Annotated in this window: 15 protein-coding genes; 14 read left to right on the top strand and 1 reads right to left on the bottom strand. The window is 70.8% G+C overall.

Going from position 1 to position 16,113, the window contains the following annotated elements:
• The first annotated feature begins 112 nt into the window (after positions 1 to 112).
• From AC1DJH_RS26130 to AC1DJH_RS26085, 10 genes are read left to right on the top strand one after another with little or no spacing between them, the layout of a single operon-like run.
• Positions 113 to 712, top strand: a complete 600-nt coding sequence (locus AC1DJH_RS26130) for a LysE family translocator (protein ID WP_478187703.1) — start codon at positions 113 to 115, stop codon at positions 710 to 712.
• Positions 709 to 1,695 carry a DMT family transporter gene (locus AC1DJH_RS26125; protein WP_478187702.1) on the top strand — a complete coding sequence of 329 codons (987 nt, stop codon included), beginning with the start codon at positions 709 to 711 and terminating at the stop codon, positions 1,693 to 1,695. Before AC1DJH_RS26130 ends, AC1DJH_RS26125 begins: the two co-directional genes overlap by 4 nt.
• 51 nt (positions 1,696 to 1,746) lie before the next feature.
• On the top strand, positions 1,747 to 2,949 hold the full coding sequence (locus tag AC1DJH_RS26120; RefSeq protein WP_472120576.1) for an aminotransferase-like domain-containing protein: 1,203 nt from the start codon (positions 1,747 to 1,749) through the stop codon (positions 2,947 to 2,949).
• Positions 2,950 to 2,988: 39 nt separating this feature from the next.
• A complete protein-coding gene (locus tag AC1DJH_RS26115; protein ID WP_478187701.1) occupies positions 2,989 to 3,627 on the top strand; it encodes a LysE family translocator in 639 nt (212 codons plus the stop codon).
• Positions 3,628 to 3,640: 13 nt separating this feature from the next.
• On the top strand, positions 3,641 to 4,474 hold the full coding sequence (locus AC1DJH_RS26110) for a PhzF family phenazine biosynthesis protein (protein ID WP_478187700.1): 834 nt from the start codon (positions 3,641 to 3,643) through the stop codon (positions 4,472 to 4,474).
• A 29-nt stretch (positions 4,475 to 4,503) separates the two neighbouring features.
• Positions 4,504 to 5,145: a glutathione S-transferase family protein gene (locus AC1DJH_RS26105; RefSeq protein WP_472120571.1), complete on the top strand. Its 642-nt coding sequence runs from the start codon at positions 4,504 to 4,506 to the stop codon at positions 5,143 to 5,145.
• A 5-nt stretch (positions 5,146 to 5,150) separates the two neighbouring features.
• Positions 5,151 to 6,074, top strand: coding sequence for a PhzF family phenazine biosynthesis protein (locus AC1DJH_RS26100; protein WP_478187699.1), 924 nt, complete (start codon positions 5,151 to 5,153; stop codon positions 6,072 to 6,074).
• 26 nt (positions 6,075 to 6,100) lie between these two features.
• Positions 6,101 to 6,793, top strand: coding sequence for a VOC family protein (locus AC1DJH_RS26095; RefSeq protein ID WP_435486400.1), 693 nt, complete (start codon positions 6,101 to 6,103; stop codon positions 6,791 to 6,793).
• 2 nt (positions 6,794 to 6,795) lie between these two features.
• Positions 6,796 to 7,428 carry a LysE family translocator gene (locus tag AC1DJH_RS26090; protein WP_435486401.1) on the top strand — a complete coding sequence of 211 codons (633 nt, stop codon included), beginning with the start codon at positions 6,796 to 6,798 and terminating at the stop codon, positions 7,426 to 7,428.
• Between the two features lie 19 nt (positions 7,429 to 7,447).
• A complete protein-coding gene (locus tag AC1DJH_RS26085) occupies positions 7,448 to 8,416 on the top strand; it encodes a threonine dehydratase (protein ID WP_478187698.1) in 969 nt (322 codons plus the stop codon).
• On the opposite strand, the gene AC1DJH_RS26080 is transcribed toward AC1DJH_RS26085, so the two are convergent.
• Complete coding sequence (locus AC1DJH_RS26080; protein WP_478187697.1) at positions 8,413 to 9,240, bottom strand: creatininase family protein; 828 nt, start codon at positions 9,238 to 9,240, stop codon at positions 8,413 to 8,415. The two genes, AC1DJH_RS26085 and AC1DJH_RS26080, sit on opposite strands and share 4 nt — an antisense overlap.
• A 453-nt stretch (positions 9,241 to 9,693) precedes the next feature.
• On the opposite strand from AC1DJH_RS26080, the gene pgaA reads away from it, so the two are divergent.
• Genes pgaA through AC1DJH_RS26060 form a run of 4 tightly spaced genes read left to right on the top strand, consistent with a single transcriptional unit; the run spans position 9,694 to position 16,034 of the window.
• Positions 9,694 to 12,129 (top strand): poly-beta-1,6 N-acetyl-D-glucosamine export porin PgaA, encoded by a 2,436-nt coding sequence (pgaA, locus tag AC1DJH_RS26075; RefSeq protein WP_478187696.1) that lies wholly within the window; start codon positions 9,694 to 9,696, stop codon positions 12,127 to 12,129.
• 8 nt (positions 12,130 to 12,137) lie between these two features.
• Positions 12,138 to 14,189: a poly-beta-1,6-N-acetyl-D-glucosamine N-deacetylase PgaB gene (gene pgaB / locus AC1DJH_RS26070; RefSeq protein ID WP_478187695.1), complete on the top strand. Its 2,052-nt coding sequence runs from the start codon at positions 12,138 to 12,140 to the stop codon at positions 14,187 to 14,189.
• Positions 14,186 to 15,463: a poly-beta-1,6-N-acetyl-D-glucosamine synthase gene (gene pgaC / locus AC1DJH_RS26065; protein WP_472120559.1), complete on the top strand. Its 1,278-nt coding sequence runs from the start codon at positions 14,186 to 14,188 to the stop codon at positions 15,461 to 15,463. The genes pgaB and pgaC overlap by 4 nt, the downstream gene beginning before the upstream one ends.
• The gene (locus tag AC1DJH_RS26060; RefSeq protein WP_472120557.1) at positions 15,453 to 16,034 is read left to right on the top strand and encodes a PgaD family protein; all 582 of its coding nucleotides are present in this window, start codon (positions 15,453 to 15,455) and stop codon (positions 16,032 to 16,034) included. Before pgaC ends, AC1DJH_RS26060 begins: the two co-directional genes overlap by 11 nt.
• Positions 16,035 to 16,113 lie beyond the last annotated feature (79 nt).

Below are 16,113 nucleotides of genomic sequence, written 5' to 3'. Positions count from 1 at the left end.
GCGCCGCCTCTCTTGAAGGGGCGCTGTGTCGAACGCTTGACCAATACAGATTCCGGGATTGTTCGATCATCTGTATTGGCACTGTAATGGTCTGAAGTTTAGAGTGTGTGCCATGAACTGGCAAGAATTCACCGCGCTGCTGGTGCTGGCCACGGCGATGAGTTTCTCGCCCGGACCCAACACCACGCTGTCCACCGCCCTGGCCGCCAACGGCGGCCTGCCGCGCGCCATGCGCTTCATCGTGGCGGTGCCGGTCGGATGGACCCTGCTGCTGGCGCTGTGCGCCGCGGGCATCGGCGCGCTGGTGGTGGCGGTGCCCCCGTTGCGCGTGGCCATCAAGGTGCTGGGCATCGCCTACCTGCTGTGGCTGGCGTACAAGCTCAGCGGCAGCGCCACCCTCGGCAAGGCCGATGGCGCCAGCCTGTCGGTCGGCTTCGGCCAGGGCGTGATGCTGCAGTTCGTCAACATCAAGGCCTGGCTGCTGGCGCTCACGCTGGTGGCGGGCTGGATCCCCCGCCAGCCCGACGCGCTGGGCCGCTTCGCCATCGTGGCGCCGGTGATGCTGTTCTTCGCCTTCACCAGCAACTTCACCTATGCGCTGGTCGGCGCGCTGCTGCGCGACTGGCTGGCCAGGGGCGCTCGGCTGCTGTGGTTCAACCGCGCGATGGGGCTGGTGCTGGTGCTCACCGCGTGGTGGATGGTGCGCGTATGAAGCTCGACATCAGGGACGAGACGCTGGGCATGTGGCTCGGCGTGCTCGGGGTGGCGATGTTCGCCGTCACGCTGCCGATGACGCGCCTGGCCACCGGCACGCAGGACGCACCGCAGCTGTCGCCGTGGTTCGTCACGCTCGGGCGCGCGGCGCTGGCCGGCTTGCTGTCGGCCGTGTTCCTGCTGGTCACGCGCTCGCGGCGTCCGGCCCCGCACCAGTGGAAGTCGCTGGGCATCGCGGTGCTGGGCAACTGCATCGGCTTTCCGCTGCTGCTGGCCTATGCGCTGCGCGTGGTCACGGCCAGCCATGCAGCGGTGGTGACGGCGCTGCTGCCGCTGGTCACGGCCGCGGTCGCGGCCTGGGTGCTGCACCAGCGCGCGCGGCTCGGCTTCTGGCTGTGCGCGGTCGCGGGCAGCCTGCTGGTGGTGGTGTTCTCGGTGCTGCGCGCGAGCCAGACGGGGCACGGCTTCGGCTTCGAGTGGGCCGACCTGCTGCTGGTGGGCGCCGTCATCGCCGCATCATTCGGCTACATCTACGGCGCGCAGGTCACGCCCTCGCTGGGCGCCGAGCGCGTGATCTGCTGGGTCTGCGTAATGGCGCTGCCCTTCACGCTGCCGGCCACGCTGGCGCTGTGGCCGACGCAACCCATCGCCACGGCGTCGTGGCTGGGCTTCGTGTACGTGGGCATGTTCTCGATGTGGATCGGCTTCTTCGCCTGGTACCGCGGCCTGGCCCTGGGCGGCGCACTGCGCGTGAGCCAGACGCAGCTGCTGCAGCCCTTTCTGTCGATCCTCGCGTCGATCCCGATCCTGGGCGAGCCGCTGGACCTGGTGACGCTGGGCTTCGCCGTCGCCGTGGTGGCCACGGTGGTGGTCGGCAAGCGGCTGTCGCAGCCGGCGAACGCGGCCAACCCCATGAAGGCCGCCGCGCCGAAAATAGCGCCAGCCGCCGCCGCCGGCGAGGCCGGCCCGCACGGACGCTGATCCGCCTGTACCCTCTCATTCGAATCTCACCTCACCGCCTGAAAGAACCCCATGAACTGGAAACTCGCCGCACGTGCCGCCAAGATGAATCCCTCGGTGCTGCGTGAAATCCTGAAGGTCACCGAGCGCCCCGGCATCATCAGCCTGGCCGGCGGCCTGCCCTCGCCCAAGACCTTCCCCATCCAGGCCTTTGCCGACGCCTGCGCCGAAGTGCTGCACACCGACGGCCAGGCCGCCCTGCAGTACGCCGCCAGCGAAGGCTACGCGCCGCTGCGCCAGGCCGTGGCCGACATGCTGCCCTGGGACGTCGACGCCTCGCAGGTGCTCATCACCACCGGCTCTCAGCAGGGCCTCGACCTGGTGGCCAAGGTGCTGATCGATCCGGGCAGCAAGGTGCTGGTCGAGACGCCCACCTACCTTGGCGCGCTGCAGGCCTTCGGCCCGATGGAGCCGAACCCCGTGGGGGTGGCCAGCGACGACGACGGCGTGATCGTCGAAGACCTGGTGGCCAAGGCCCGCGACGCGCGCTTCGTCTACCTGCTGCCCAACTTCCAGAACCCCACCGGCCGCACCATGACCGAGGAGCGCCGCGCCGCCGTGTCGGCAGCCGCCGCTGCAGCCGATCTGCCGATCGTCGAGGACAACCCCTACGGCGAACTCTGGTTCGACGAAGCCCCGCCGCTGCCGCTGGCCGCGCGCAACCCCGAAGGCGTGATCTACCTGGGCTCGTTCTCCAAGGTGCTGGCACCCGGCCTGCGCCTGGGCTTCCTGGTGGCGCCCAAGTCGATCTACCCGAAGCTGCTGCAGGCCAAGCAGGCCGTCGACCTGCACACGCCGATCTTCACGCAGCGCATGGTGTCCTCGGTGATGAAGGACGGCTTCCTCGAGCGCCACGTGCCCACCATCCGCGCGCTGTACAAGAGCCAGCGCGACGCGATGATCGCCGCGCTCAAGCGCGAGATGAAAGGCCTGGACGTGAAGTTCAACGCCCCCAAGGGCGGCATGTTCCTGTGGGCGCGCCTGCCCGAGGGCATCGACACCGTCACGCTGCTGCCCAAGGCGGTGGAACGCAACGTGGCCTTCGTGCCGGGCGCGCCGTTCTACGCGGGCGAAGGCGATCCGCGCACGCTGCGCCTGTCGTTCGTGACGGCCAGCGTCGAGCAGATCGACATCGCCATCGCCGCGCTGGCGCAGACGCTGCGCGAAGAGCTGGTGCTGCTCGGCGACAAGACGCTGGCGGCCGCGCAGATCTGAGGCAGCCGCCCACCCCACCCCTCCCACCAGGAGCCTTCCTTGATCGGCCTCGCCACGCTCTCGCTCTTCCTGCTCGCCGTGCTGGCGCTGTTCCTGTCGCCGGGCCCGAACATGGCCTTCGTGCTCTCGCACGGCGTGGCCCATGGCCCGCGCGGCGGCTTTGCGGCGGCGCTGGGCATCTCGGCGGCCGACCTGGTGCACACGCTGTTCGCGGCCACGGGCGTCACCGCGCTGGTGGCCGCGTGGCCGCCCTCGTTCGACGTGCTGCGCTATGCGGGCGCGCTCTACCTGGTGTGGCTGGCGGTACAGGCCCTGCGAAGCGGCGGCGGTCTGCGCATGGGTGCGCAGGCGCAGCCGGCAGGGTTCGGCCGCATCGTGCGCATGGCGCTGCTGAACAACCTGGTCAACCCGAAGGCGCTGCTGTTCTTCATGGTCTTCCTGCCGCAGTTCGTCGACCCCGGGCGCGGCAGCGTGCCGCTGCAGCTGGTGCAGCTGGGCGTGGTGCTGTCGCTGGCCGCGCTGGCGTTCAACACCTTGCTGGGCGCATGCAGCGGCCAGGTCGGCCGCTGGCTGCACCGCCGTCCCGGCGCCGCGCGGTTGCAGAGCAGCCTGCTGGCCGCCGTGATGCTGGGCCTGGCCGTGCGGCTGCTGTTCCTCGACCGGCCCGCGCCGCGCTGAGAAAGACACCCTTATGAATGTCCTGAAGATCGCAGCCTTCTCCGACGGCGAGACGGGCGGCAACCCCGCCGGCGTCGTCATCGGCGACGCATTGCCCGACGCGGCACGGATGCAGGCCGTCGCCGCGGAAGTCGGCTTCTCGGAGACCGCGTTCGCGGCCCGCACCGCCGACGGCTGGCGCGTGCGCTACTTCTCGCCGCAGTCCGAGGTGCCGTTCTGCGGCCACGCGACGATCGCATTGGGCGCCGCGCTCGCGCTGCAGCACGGCGACGGCGTGTTCGCGCTGGCACTCAACCATGCGCGGATCACCGTCGAAGGCCGGCGCAACGGCAAGCTCGTGGCCGCGGCATTGCAGTCGCCACCCACGCGCAGCGCGGCTGCGGCGCCCGCGCTGGTGTCCGACGCGCTGGCCCTGTTCGGCTACGCGGCCGGCGACCTGGACCCGCGCATTGCGCCGGCCGTCGCGCACGCGGGTGCCGATCACCTGGTGCTGGCCTTGAAGAGCCGGGCCCTGCTGTCGGCCATGCACTACGAACTGGAAGCCGGGCGCGCGCTGATGAACGGCGCGGGCCTCACGACCGTGCTGCTGCTCCACTCCGAGACGGCGCAGCGCTTCCACACCCGCAACCCCTTCGCCTCCGGCGGCGTCCACGAAGACCCCGCGACCGGCGCGGCCACCGCCGCGCTGGCAGGCTACCTGCGCGACATCGGCTGGCCGCACGGCGGCGCCATCGACGTGGTGCAGGGCGAGGACATGGGCATGCTGTCGAAGCTGCATGCCGACATCGCGCCCGCAGCGGGCAGCTCGGTCCGCGTGTCGGGCACCGCGCGGCTCATGGCGGCCTGAATCCAGGAATCAACGAAAGAATCACGACCATGCTCAATATCTGGGGCCGCATCAGTTCGATCAATGTCCGCAAGGTGGTGTGGTGCGCGCAGGAGCTCGGCCTCGACTTCCAGCGCACCGAGGCCGGCGGCAGGTTCGGCGTGGTGCAGACGCCCGAATACCTGGCGCTCAATCCGAACGCCATGGTGCCCACCATCGACGACGGCGAAGGCGCCGAGCGCGTGACGCTGTGGGAGTCGAACGTGATCGTGCGCTACCTCTGCGCCAGGCACTCGCACGGCAGCTTCTATCCGAGCGAACTGCCCGCGCGCTTCGCCGCCGAGCGCTGGATGGACTGGCAGCAGACCACGCTCAACCGCGCGAGCCGCGACGCCTTCATCCAGTGGGTGCGCACGCCGCCGTCGGAGCGCCAGAACGCGCTCATCGATGCGTCGGTGCGCGAGAGCGAGGCGCTGTTCGCGATGCTCGACGCGCACCTCGGCAAGCACGCCTACATGGGCGGCGACAGCTTCACCATGGCCGACTTCCCGCTCGGCTGCGAAGCGCACCGCTGGTTCGGCCTGCCGGCCGCCGAATACCGCCGGCCGGCCTGGCCGAACGTCGAGCGCTGGTACGCCGACCTGCTTTCCCGTCCGGGCGCGCGCGGCGTGCTCGATCTGCCTCTCGAATGAATCCGATGAAATCCCGCCCCTTCAAGCAAGTCGACGTCTTCACCGCCACCGCGTACTACGGCAACCCGCTCGCCGTGGTGATCGACGGCCAGGACCTCGGCGACGAGGCCATGCAGCGCTTCGCGCAGTGGACCAACCTGTCCGAGACCACCTTCCTGCTGCCGCCGACCGACCCCGCCGCCGACTACCGCGTGCGCATCTTCACGCCTGGCGGCGAGCTGCCCTTTGCCGGCCACCCGACCATCGGCAGCTGCCATGCGTGGCTGCAGGCCGGCGGCAAGCCCAAGGCGGCCGGCCAGGTGGTGCAGCAGTGCGGCGCCGGGCTGGTGCCGCTGCGGCGCGACGGCGCTCGCCTGGCCTTCGCCGCGCCGCCGCTCAAGCGCAGCGCACCGAGCCCCGCGCTGCTGGCCAAGGTGGCGGGCGCGCTGGGCCTGAAGGCGCAGCAGATCGTCGCGGCGCAGGTGCTCGACAACGGCCCGGTCTGGTTCGGCCTGCTGGTCAACGACGCCGACGCCGTGCTGGCGCTGCAGCCCGACCACCGTGCGCTCAAGGAGCTGGGCGTGAAGGCCGGCGTGGCGGGCGTGCCCGCGGCGCACGACACCGCACTGCTCATCGGCCGTTCGAACCGCGAGGCGCGCGCCTTCGGCAACCGGCCCGCCACGCCGAACGAAGACGGCGCGAAGATCGACCTGGAAGTGCGCGCCTTCGCCGAGCCCATCGGCGTGCAGGAAGACCCCGTCACCGGCAGCCTCAATGCGAGCCTGGCCGAATGGCTGATCGCCGACGGCCACATGCCCGAGCGCTACCTGGCCGCGCAGGGCCAGTGCCTGGGCCGCGCGGGCCGTGTGTACATCGAGCGCGACGCCGTCGGAAAGATCTGGGTCGGCGGCGACGCCGTGACCTGCGTCGACGGCCACGTCACGCTGTAGCCCCGCCAAAAGGAGACCATCACGCCATGCACGCGCAACTCGACCACCTCGTGATTGCCGCCGCCTCGCTCGACGAGGGCGTGGCCTGGTGCGAAGCCACGCTCGGCGTCGCGCCCGGGCCGGGCGGCACGCACCCGCTGATGGGCACGCACAACCGCCTGCTGAACATCGCGAGCGACGACTTTCCGGCGGCCTACCTCGAAATCATCGCCATCGAGCCGGGCAAGCAGCCCTCGCGCCCCAAGACGCACCGCTGGTTCGACCTGGACGACGCCGCGCTGCAGGCCGGGCTCGCGCAGCGCGGGCCCCGGCTGATTCACTTCGTGGCCCGGGTGCCCGACGCGCAGGCCGCCGCGCGCGCACTGGCGCACGAGGAGCATGCGCACATCGACCGCGGCACGCTGCTCGAGGCCTCGCGCGACACGCCGGCCGGCCGGCTCGAATGGCAGATCACGGTGCGCGACGACGGCCAGCGGCTGTTCTACGGCGCACTGCCCACGCTCATTCAGTGGGGCCCGGTACATCCGACCGACGCCATGCCGAAGTCCGGCCTGGCAATGCGTGCGCTGCGCGCCGTGCATCCGCGCGCCCCGGCGCTGGCGGCCGCCCTGTCGGCCGTGGGCATGGCAGCCATGCCGGTGGATGCCGGCCCGCCGAACCTCATTGCCGTGCTCGACACGCCGCGCGGCCCCGTCACGCTCGAATCCAAAGGACTCTGACCATGCTGAGCCTCACCGAAATCGCCTGGTTCGCCCTGGCCTCGCTGCTGCTGGCCCTCACGCCGGGGCCGAACATGATCTATTGCGTCTCGCGCACGCTGATCCAGGGCCGCCGCGCCGGGCTCATCTCGCTGGGCGGCGTGCTGACGGCGTTCCTGGTGCACCTGTTCGCCGCCGCGCTCGGGCTCACCGCGCTGTTGCTGGCGGTGCCGCTGGCCTTCGACGCAATCCGCCTGGCCGGCGCGGCCTACCTGCTGTGGCTCGCGTGGCAGGCGGTGAAGCCCGGCGGCAATGCGCCCTTCGAGGCGCGCGTGCTGCCGGCCGACCCGCCGGCCAGGCTGTTTCGCATGGGCTTTCTGACGAACCTGCTGAACCCGAAGGTGGCGATGTTCTACCTGTCGTTCTTTCCGCAGTTCATCCACCCCGAGCGAGGCTCGGTGCTGTTGCAGAGCATGCAGCTGGGCGTGGCACAGATGGCGACCAGCGCCGCCGTCAACACGGCAATGATCCTCGGCGCCGCGAGCATCACGGCGGTGCTGTCGCAAAGCGCGGGCTGGTTGCGCGCGCAGCGCTATGTGATGGGCAGCGTGCTCGCCGCATTGGCCGTGCGCGTGGCGCTCACCGAACGCAAGTGAACATCGAACAAGGGCACCCGTGAAATTCACCCGCGAAGACATCGAAGCCGCACAGCGCACCGTGCACGCGGCCATGCCGCCGACGCCGCAGTACGCCTGGCCGCTGCTGTCGCAGCGCCTGGGCGCCACGGTGTGGGCCAAGCACGAGAACCACACGCCGGCCGGCGCCTTCAAGATCCGCGGCGGCCTGACGTACTTCGAAACGCTGGCGCGCGAGCATCCCGAGGTGCGCCATGCGGTCAGCGCCACGCGCGGCAACCACGGCCAGTCGGTCGGCTTCGCCACGCGGCGCCACGGGCTGGCCGCGACCATCGTGGTGCCGCACGGCAACTCGACCGAAAAGAACGCCGCGATGCGCGCGCTGGGCGTGACGCTGGTCGAGCACGGTGACGACTTCCAGGCGGCTTCCGAACATGCGGGCGTGCTGGCCGAACGCGACGGCCTGCACCGCGTGCCCTCGTTCCACCGCGAGCTGGTGCGCGGGGTGTCGACGGCGTATGTCGAATTTTTCGATGCGCTGTCGGGCACGCCACCCGACGTGCTGTTCGTGCCGATCGGCCTGGGTTCGGGCTTTGCCGCGGCGGCGGCGGCGCGCGCGCACTGCGGCGTGTCGACCAGGCTCATCGGCGTGGTGTCCGCCCATGCCACGGCGTACCGCGATTCCTTTCGCGCGGGCAAGCCGGTGGAAGCGCCGGCCACCACGCGGCTGGCCGACGGCATGGCGTGCCGCACGCCGGTGCCCGAATCCGTGGAGGTGATCCTGCGCGAGGCCGACGACGTGGTCATGGTCACCGACGACGAGATCGCCAACGCGATGCGCATCCTCTTCAGCGACACGCACAACGTGGCAGAGGGTGCGGGGGCCGCGGCGCTGGCGGCGGCGCTTCAGCAGCAGGAACGCTGGCGCGGCAAGACGGTGGGCATCAGCGTGAGTGGCGGGAATGTCGACTCGGACATGTTCGCCGGGGTGCTGAAGGGCGCCGCCTAAGGCAGCGGCCCCGTGTGGGCCGTGCTCAGCGGCAGGCGCGACACCTCCGCCAGCAGCAGTGCCAGTTGCTGCGCGGCCGCATCGATCACGACCTGGCCGCTCTCGGCGGTTGCAGCGGCCGCATTGCCTGCGGCGCCGTGCGCGTTGTAGTCCTCCATGGCCCAGCCGAGCTTGGCGCTCTTGCCGTTGCCGAGGATCGCGTAGTTAGCCGCGCGCTGCTGCGAAGTCGAACTGAAGTTTTTCGCCTCGCCCATGCGCACCAGCTGCGGCGTGAGCGCCAGCATCATCGATGTCTCGATCTCGCCCCCGTGCACGCCGAAGCGATGCTCCTGCGCGCTGAACCGTGCGTTCGCGTCGCCCAGCGGCAGGTTGAACCAGCTCACGCTGTAGACGATGAGCCCGTGCGCCGCGCGCAGCTCGCGCGCCACGATGTCCATCGCGCCCACATGGCCGCCGTGCGCGTTGAACAGCACCAGCTTCTTCACCCCTGCGCGCGCCACGCCCGCGCCGATTTCGTTCCATACACGGATGAGCGTCTCGGCCGACAGCGTGAGCGTGCCCGCGAAGCGCGCGTGCTCCGGGCTCAGCCCGATCTGCTGGGTCGGCAGGAACAGCACCGGCAATTCGGCCGGCAGCAGCGGCAGCGCGGCCGCCACGATGCCGTCGGCCAGCACCGTGTCCACGCCCAGCGGCAGGTGCGGGCCGTGCTGCTCGGTCGCGCCCAGCGGCAGCACCGCGACCGTGGCCGCCGCGTCGAGCGACGCGAAGTCGCGCGTGGTGAGCTGGGACCAGAAGCGGGGAAAGGAAGCCGAAGGAGCGTTCATCGCGCGATCTTAGTGGGCTCCCCGGGCAGGCGTTTGGAACGCCTTTGTCTGACATGGCGGCGGCTTGCCCACCCCGAAAACGTAAACATGTTCACGTTTATAACGAGAACCTGGTACTTATGTTTGCGTTTGTTAACTATTCTCCATAGAGTCCTTTCCTGAGTCTTTTTTTAAGAACTACCAGCTTGCGGCATCGATCCGCACGGTAGTTCGGCTTTCATGCAGGCATTTCGCCGCATGAGAGATGCGGTTCAAGGGAGCAGTGTGCATATCCAGAAAAAAGCTGGAGGCACGGTCACGTTCGGGCGCCAATCGGCACCCGCAGGGTCGTTGTCTCATCGCCTCGCCAAAGCAGCACGAGGATTCCCCATCGTTTGCGTCCTGGCCCTCGACACGTCGGCGGCCCTTGCGCAGCCTTCGGTCACCCAGGCGCCCGCGTCCGACGCGAGCACGATGGCCTACAGCCCGCAACAGCACGACGCGCTGATCGCCGCACGCCGCGAAGGCCGCGTCACACCGGCGCAGGCGCTGCAGCAGCTCGAGGCCTGGCTCGCATCGCCGCTGGGCGAAGCCGAACGGCGGCGCGCCGCGTCCGACGCCGTCGTCGTGGCGGTCGCCGACGGGCGGTTCGCCGAAGCCGTGGCGCTGGCGCGCCGGTTCCCGCCCGCAGGGCTGAGCGACTACGCGCTGGGCCCGCTCACCGTGGCCGCCCGGCGCACGAAGGATCTTTCGCTGCAGGGCGACACCGTCAAGCTCTGGCGCGCACGGCAGCCCGACGCCCGCGAGCCGCGCATCCACGAAGCCTACTGGCGGCTCGACAGCGGCGACGTCGCGGGTGCGAAGGCGATCTACACCGCCCTGGCCGCGCAGCCCTCGAAGCAGATCGACGACCGCGTCTCGCTGCTGGAGCTGCGCGCCGCCGTGGCCCGCGCCGACAACGACCCGCTGCAGGCCCTGGCCGCCTACACCGAAGCCGGCGCCCTGCGGCCCGAGCGCCCCGACCTGCGCCGCGAGGCCGACTTTCTGCTCGCCGGCAGCGGCGCCGCATCGAGCGCCTCCGACGACGCCGAAGCGGCGGAGCGCGCCACGCCCGGCAGCTTCTCGCCGCTGGCGCTCTCCACGCTGCAGCAGGAGGCCCTGGGCCAGCAGTTGCGCTGGGCCATCCAGGAACGCGACCAGCGCCTGGGCGCGGAACGCGTGGTTGCACTCGACCGCGTGCTGGCCGCTCAAGAAGCCGCACTGACCCGCGCCGATGCCGCCGCCCTGCAGGCCGACCCCGCGGATGCGCCGGCCTGGCGCGCCCTGCGCGTGCGGCTGCTGAGCGACCGCCTGCTGGCGCTGGTCGAGCGCGGCCGGCCCGCCGACACCATTGCGCTGTACGAGTCGATGCGCGCCGCCGGCACCGAACTGCCGTTCTACGGCCTGGGCGCCGCAGCCCGCGCCTATGCGCAGGAGCGCCGCTCGGCCGAGGCCGTGCCGTTGTTCGAGGCGGCGGTGAGCAAGGGCGGGGACGACCTGCCCATGCCCGACCCGCTCTACTTCGGCCTGGTCTACGCCTACCAGGACACCGGCCGCTTCGACGACGCGCAGGCGCTGCTCGCGCGGCTCGAAGGCGCCACCCCGACCTACCTGCGGCTGGCGCCCGAAGCACGCCGTCCCAACGAGCAGTACAGCGACGTGAGCGGCCTGCGCGGCCTGCTCACGCTGTACAGCGACCGGCATGCGCTGGCAGAGCAGCAGTTCGACGTGCTGACACGCGAGGCGCCGCTGAACGCCGGCTACGCCTACGGCGCGGCGCTGACCGAGCGGATGCGCGAGCACCCCGAGGCCGCCGTGGCGCGCTTCGAGGCGCTGGCGGCCGACCACCCCGACGACATCAGCGCGCGCACCGGCTACGTGGAAGCCCTGCTCGACGCCGACGAATTCGCCGAGGCCCGCCGCCGCGCCGAATCGGTGGTGGCCGATGCACCCGACACGGCCGAGGTGCGAGAGATGGAGCGCAAGCGGCGCGCCATTACCGGGCCCCGGCTGGACGTCGATGCCGAAGCCTCGCGCGGCGGCGCGGCCATTGCAAGCCGCGAATGGCGCGTCGACGGCAGGCTCAGCTCCGGCCTCGTCAACGACGAATGGCGGCTGTTCTACGACCAGTCGCTCGGCCGCGGCAACACCGACATCGGCAACGCCAACTGGGCGCGCGGCGGGCTGGGCCTGGCCTGGCAGCGCGGCCCCTGGCTGGCCGAAGGCGCACTGCAGCATTCCAACGGCGGCCCCTACCAGAACAGCGTGGCGGGCCGCGTGGACTACCGCGCCAGCGACGCCTGGCGGCTGTCGGCCACCTACGACGGCGACAGCAAGGAACTGCCGTGGAAGGCGCGCGTGGCCCGCATCGGCGCGCGCGAGACCGGCGCGAGCGTGGGCTACGTGGTGAACGAGTCGCGCCGCTTCGACCTGCAGTACCAGCGCATGGACTTCAGCGACGGCAACGTGCGCAACGGCCTGGAACTGGGCTGGCGCGAGCGCTGGATCAGCACGCCGAGCTTCCAGCTCGAGACCCAGCTGACCACCGCCGCCGGCCGCGGGCGCGCCGTCGACGCGCCCTACTTCAACCCGTCGAGCGACAGCAGCACCGAGCTCGGCGTGCGCGCGCAATGGCTCAACTGGAAGCGCGACGACCGCCAGTTCTTCCAGGTGGTGGGACTGAGCGGCGGCACCTACCGGCAGGCCGGCTTCGGCAGCGGGCCGCTGTGGAGCCTGCGCTACGAGCACCGCTGGGAGCTCGGCCCCAAGCTCACGCTGCGCTACGGCCTGAGCATTTCCAGCCATCCCTACGACGGCGTGCGCGAGCGACAGCGCGGCGTCTTCCTGAACCTCTCGATGCCCCTGCCGTGATGCGAACGATGAAGAACTTCCTTTCCCTGTGGCGCACCGCCTTGCTGGGGCTGCTGCTGGCCGTGGCGCTGCCCGCGCCGGCACAGCCGCTGCCGCCGGCCGACCCCAGCGACGGCCTCACCTTTCGCGTGCTGTCCTTCCACGACGTGCGCACCAACGTGCGCGCCACCTTTGCGGACTCGCCCGACGAGACCGCCGTGGACGAGCGCACCTTCGCCGAGGTGTTCGCCTGGCTCGAGCACAGCGGCTACCGGCCGGTGAGCCTGCAGCAGATCGTCGACGCGCGCGCCGGCGGCAAGCCGCTGCCGGCGCAGGCCGTGCTGCTGACCTTCGACGACGGCTACCGCAGCGCCTACACCAAGGTGTTTCCGCTGCTCAAGCGCTACAACTACCCGGCGCTGATGGCGCTGGTGACCAGCTGGCTCGACGTACCCGCAGGCCAGCTGGTGCACTGGGGCGACAAGCCCGCGCCGCGCGAGAACTTCCTGCTGTGGTCCGAAGCCGCCGAGATGGCGCGCTCGGGCCTGGTCGAGTTCGCGAGCCACACCGATGCGATGCACACCGGCATCGCCGCCAACCCGCAGGGCAACCTGCTGCCTTCGGCCGCCACGCACCGCTACGACAGCGCCACCGGCCGCTACGAGAGCGACGACGCCTACGCACGCCGCGTGGAGACCGACCTGCGCCGCAGCCGCGAGATCATCGAGGCGCGCACCGGCGCCAAGGTGCGCGCCACCGTGTGGCCCTACGGCGCCTACAACACCGCGGCGCTGCAGGCCTCCGAGCGCGCGGGCATGCCCATCACCTTCACGCTGGACGACGGCCCCAACACCGGCGCCGTGCCGCTCAGCCGCATCCGCCGCGCGCTGGCCGCCTACGACAACCAGGCGCCCGAGTACGCCCGGCTGCTGCGCAGCCCCGTGGGCGGCGAGGTGCGCCCGGTCAACCGCGTGATGCACGTGGACCTGGACTACGTGTACGACCCCGACCCCGCGCAGCAGGAGCGCAACCTGTCGCTGCTGATCGACCGCGTGGCCGCCGTGCGCCCGCGCTCGGTGTTCCTGCAGGCCTATGCCGACCCCGACGGCGACGGCGTGGCCGACGCCATGTACTTTCCCAACCGCCACCTGCCGATGCGCGCCGACCTGTTCGCGCGCGCCGCCTGGCAGCTGCGCACCCGCACCGGGGTGAAGGTCTACGCGTGGATGCCGGTCACGGCCTTCCGGCTGCCCGAGGCCAACCCGCTCGCCACGCACACGGTGGCGACGCAGGCCGGCACGACACCCGACGACCGCTACCACCGCCTCACGCCCTTCGACCCGGCCGTGCGCGCGCTGGTCGGCGACATCTACGAAGACCTGGGCAGCCATGCCTTCTTCGAGGGACTGCTGTTCCACGACGACGCCATGCTCGCGGACGACGAGGACGCCAGCCCCGCCGCGCTGGCCACCTACGAGCGCTGGGGCTTGCCGCGCGACGTGGCCGCGATCCGCGCCGACCCCGCGCTGATGGCGCGCTGGACCACGGCCAAGACGCGCTACCTGATCGACTTCACGCACGAGCTCGCCGCGCGCGTGGGCGCCTGGCGGCCCGCGCTGGAAACCGCGCGCAACCTGTATGCGCGCCCGCTGCTCGAGCCCCAGGCCGAGCAGTGGTTCGCGCAGAACTACGAGGCCTCGCTCGCCGCCTACGACTACGTGGCGTTGATGGCCATGCCGCGCATGGAAGGCGAAGCCGACGCACAGGCCTGGCTGGCGCGGCTCGCCAAGCGCGCGGCCGACACGCCGCGCGGCCTGGACGGCACCGTGTTCGAGCTGCAGGCGCGCGACTGGCGCACCGGCGAGCCCGTGCCCGACGCCGAGCTCACGCGCCAGTGGACGCTGCTGCAGCGCGCCGGCGTGCGCCACCTGGGCTACTACCCCGACGACTTCCTGAACGACCAGCCCTCGCTGGACACCGTGCGCCGGGCCCTCTCGGTGCGCACCCTGCTGCCCCGCGCCCTGGGGCCGGCCTCCGCTGAAATTCCTCCGCAGTCCCCGCAAGGAGAACGCTCGCCATGAGCTCCAGTCATTTCCTCGCGCAGACGCTGCCGTCGCTGCTGTTCGGCTTCGTCTTCTACTACCCCTTCTTCATGGCCTACGTGTGGATGGCGGGCGGCCTCTCGCATGCGTGGGTGTTCGAGCGCAAGCGCGACATCGAGGGCAACCCGCTCGATCGGCTGCCCACGCGCCCGCTGGTCACGGTGGTGGTGCCCTGCTTCAACGAGGCGCCGCACCTGCGCGAGGTGATCGAACAGCTCATGCGCACGCGCTACCCGAACTACGAGGTGATTGCGGTGAACGACGGCAGCACCGACGGCACCGGCGAGCTGCTCGACGAGATGACGCGCGAGTACAGCCGCCTGCGCGTGGTCCACAACGCCAGCAACCAGGGCAAGGCGGTCGGCCTGAACACCGCCTGCCAGCTGGCGCGCGGCGAATACATCCTGGGCATCGACGGCGACGCGCTGATCGACGAGGACGCCATTGCATGGATGCTGCAGCCGATGCTGGCGTCGGAGCGCATCGGCGCCGTGACGGGCAACCCGCGCATCCGCACCCGCACCACGCTGCTGGGGCGCATGCAGGTGGGCGAGTTCTCCTCGATCATCGGGCTCATCAAGCGTTCGCAGCAGCTGGTGGGCACGCTGTTCACGGTGTCGGGCGTGATTGCCATGTTCCGCCGCCGCGCGGTGATCGACGTGGGCTTCTGGAGCCCCGACGTGCTCACCGAGGACATCGACATGAGCTGGAAGCTGCAGCTCGCCGGCTGGAAGCTGCGTTTCGAGCCGCGCGCGCTGTGCTGGATCCTGATGCCCGAGACCTTGCGCGGCCTGTGGAAGCAGCGCCTGCGCTGGGCCATGGGCGGCATCCAGACCATGCTGCGCTACACGCCGCGCATCCTGCGCCCGGGCAACTGGCGCATGTGGCTGGTCTATGCGGAGTACATGACGAGCGTGGTGTGGGCCTATGCCATGGCCGCGGTGCTGCTCGTGAGCCTGGTGCGCCCGCTGCTGCCGGTCGACTCGCTGTGGCACTCCGCGCTGCTGCCGCACTGGCAGGGCACGCTGCTGGCCATGACCTGCATTCTGCAGATGCTGCTGAGCCTGTGGATCGATCGCCGCTACGACCGCGACCTGCTGCGCTATTTCGCCGGAACGATCTGGTACCCGATCGCTTTCTGGACCCTGACGATGGCGACCACCGTCATCGCCCTTCCCAAGGTCCTGCTACGCCGCCGCGGCAAGCGCGCGGTATGGACCAGCCCTGACAGAGGAGTTTCCGATGCGCAATGAAAACCATGAGACACCCAGCCGTTTTCCCGAGTACGACGACACGCCGCCGCCGAGCCGCTCGCGCTCCTGGGGCCAGCCCGCGGTGGACGAGCCGATCATCGACGCCGCGCGCATTTCGCTGCGCGCCTTCGGCACCGGCCGCTCGCCGCGGCGCACGCTGGCCATGTACCTGTGGCTGCGCGTGGCGCGCCCGGCCCTCACCATCGCCATCTGGTTCTGCGCCGTCTGGTATGCCTGGCCCTACGTGCTGGGCGCGCGCTCGCAGCCCGAGGTGATGCACCTGCTGGGCCTGTATGCGGTGCTGATCGGCGTGATCGGGGTGGCGATGCTGGTGATGGCGCCTTGGCGCCGCCGCCAGAACAAGCGCGAGGCGCCGCCCGAGAAGGAGGAATCGTCGCTGTTCGCGCTGGCCTCCTTCATCGACGTGCCGCCGGCACGGCTGTCGGCCTGGCAGCGCACGCGCCAGCTGCTGGCGCACCACGACAACAACGGCCACCTGCGCGACGCCACCGACACCGCGCCGGGCGCGCTGGAACCCGAGCCGATGCAGCGCGCGGGCGCAAGGCGCTGAGCCGGTAGGTAGCGCTAGGGTTCGCGGCGCACGGCCGCGTCCGTGCAGGGGTTTCACGGCGGTGCTTCAATCGCCGGCG

The sequence above is a fragment of the Variovorax sp. 10N412 genome (assembly GCF_056394985.1).
The sequence above is the reverse complement of the archived record's forward strand: the minus strand, read 5'-3'. Positions and strand labels throughout refer to the sequence as shown.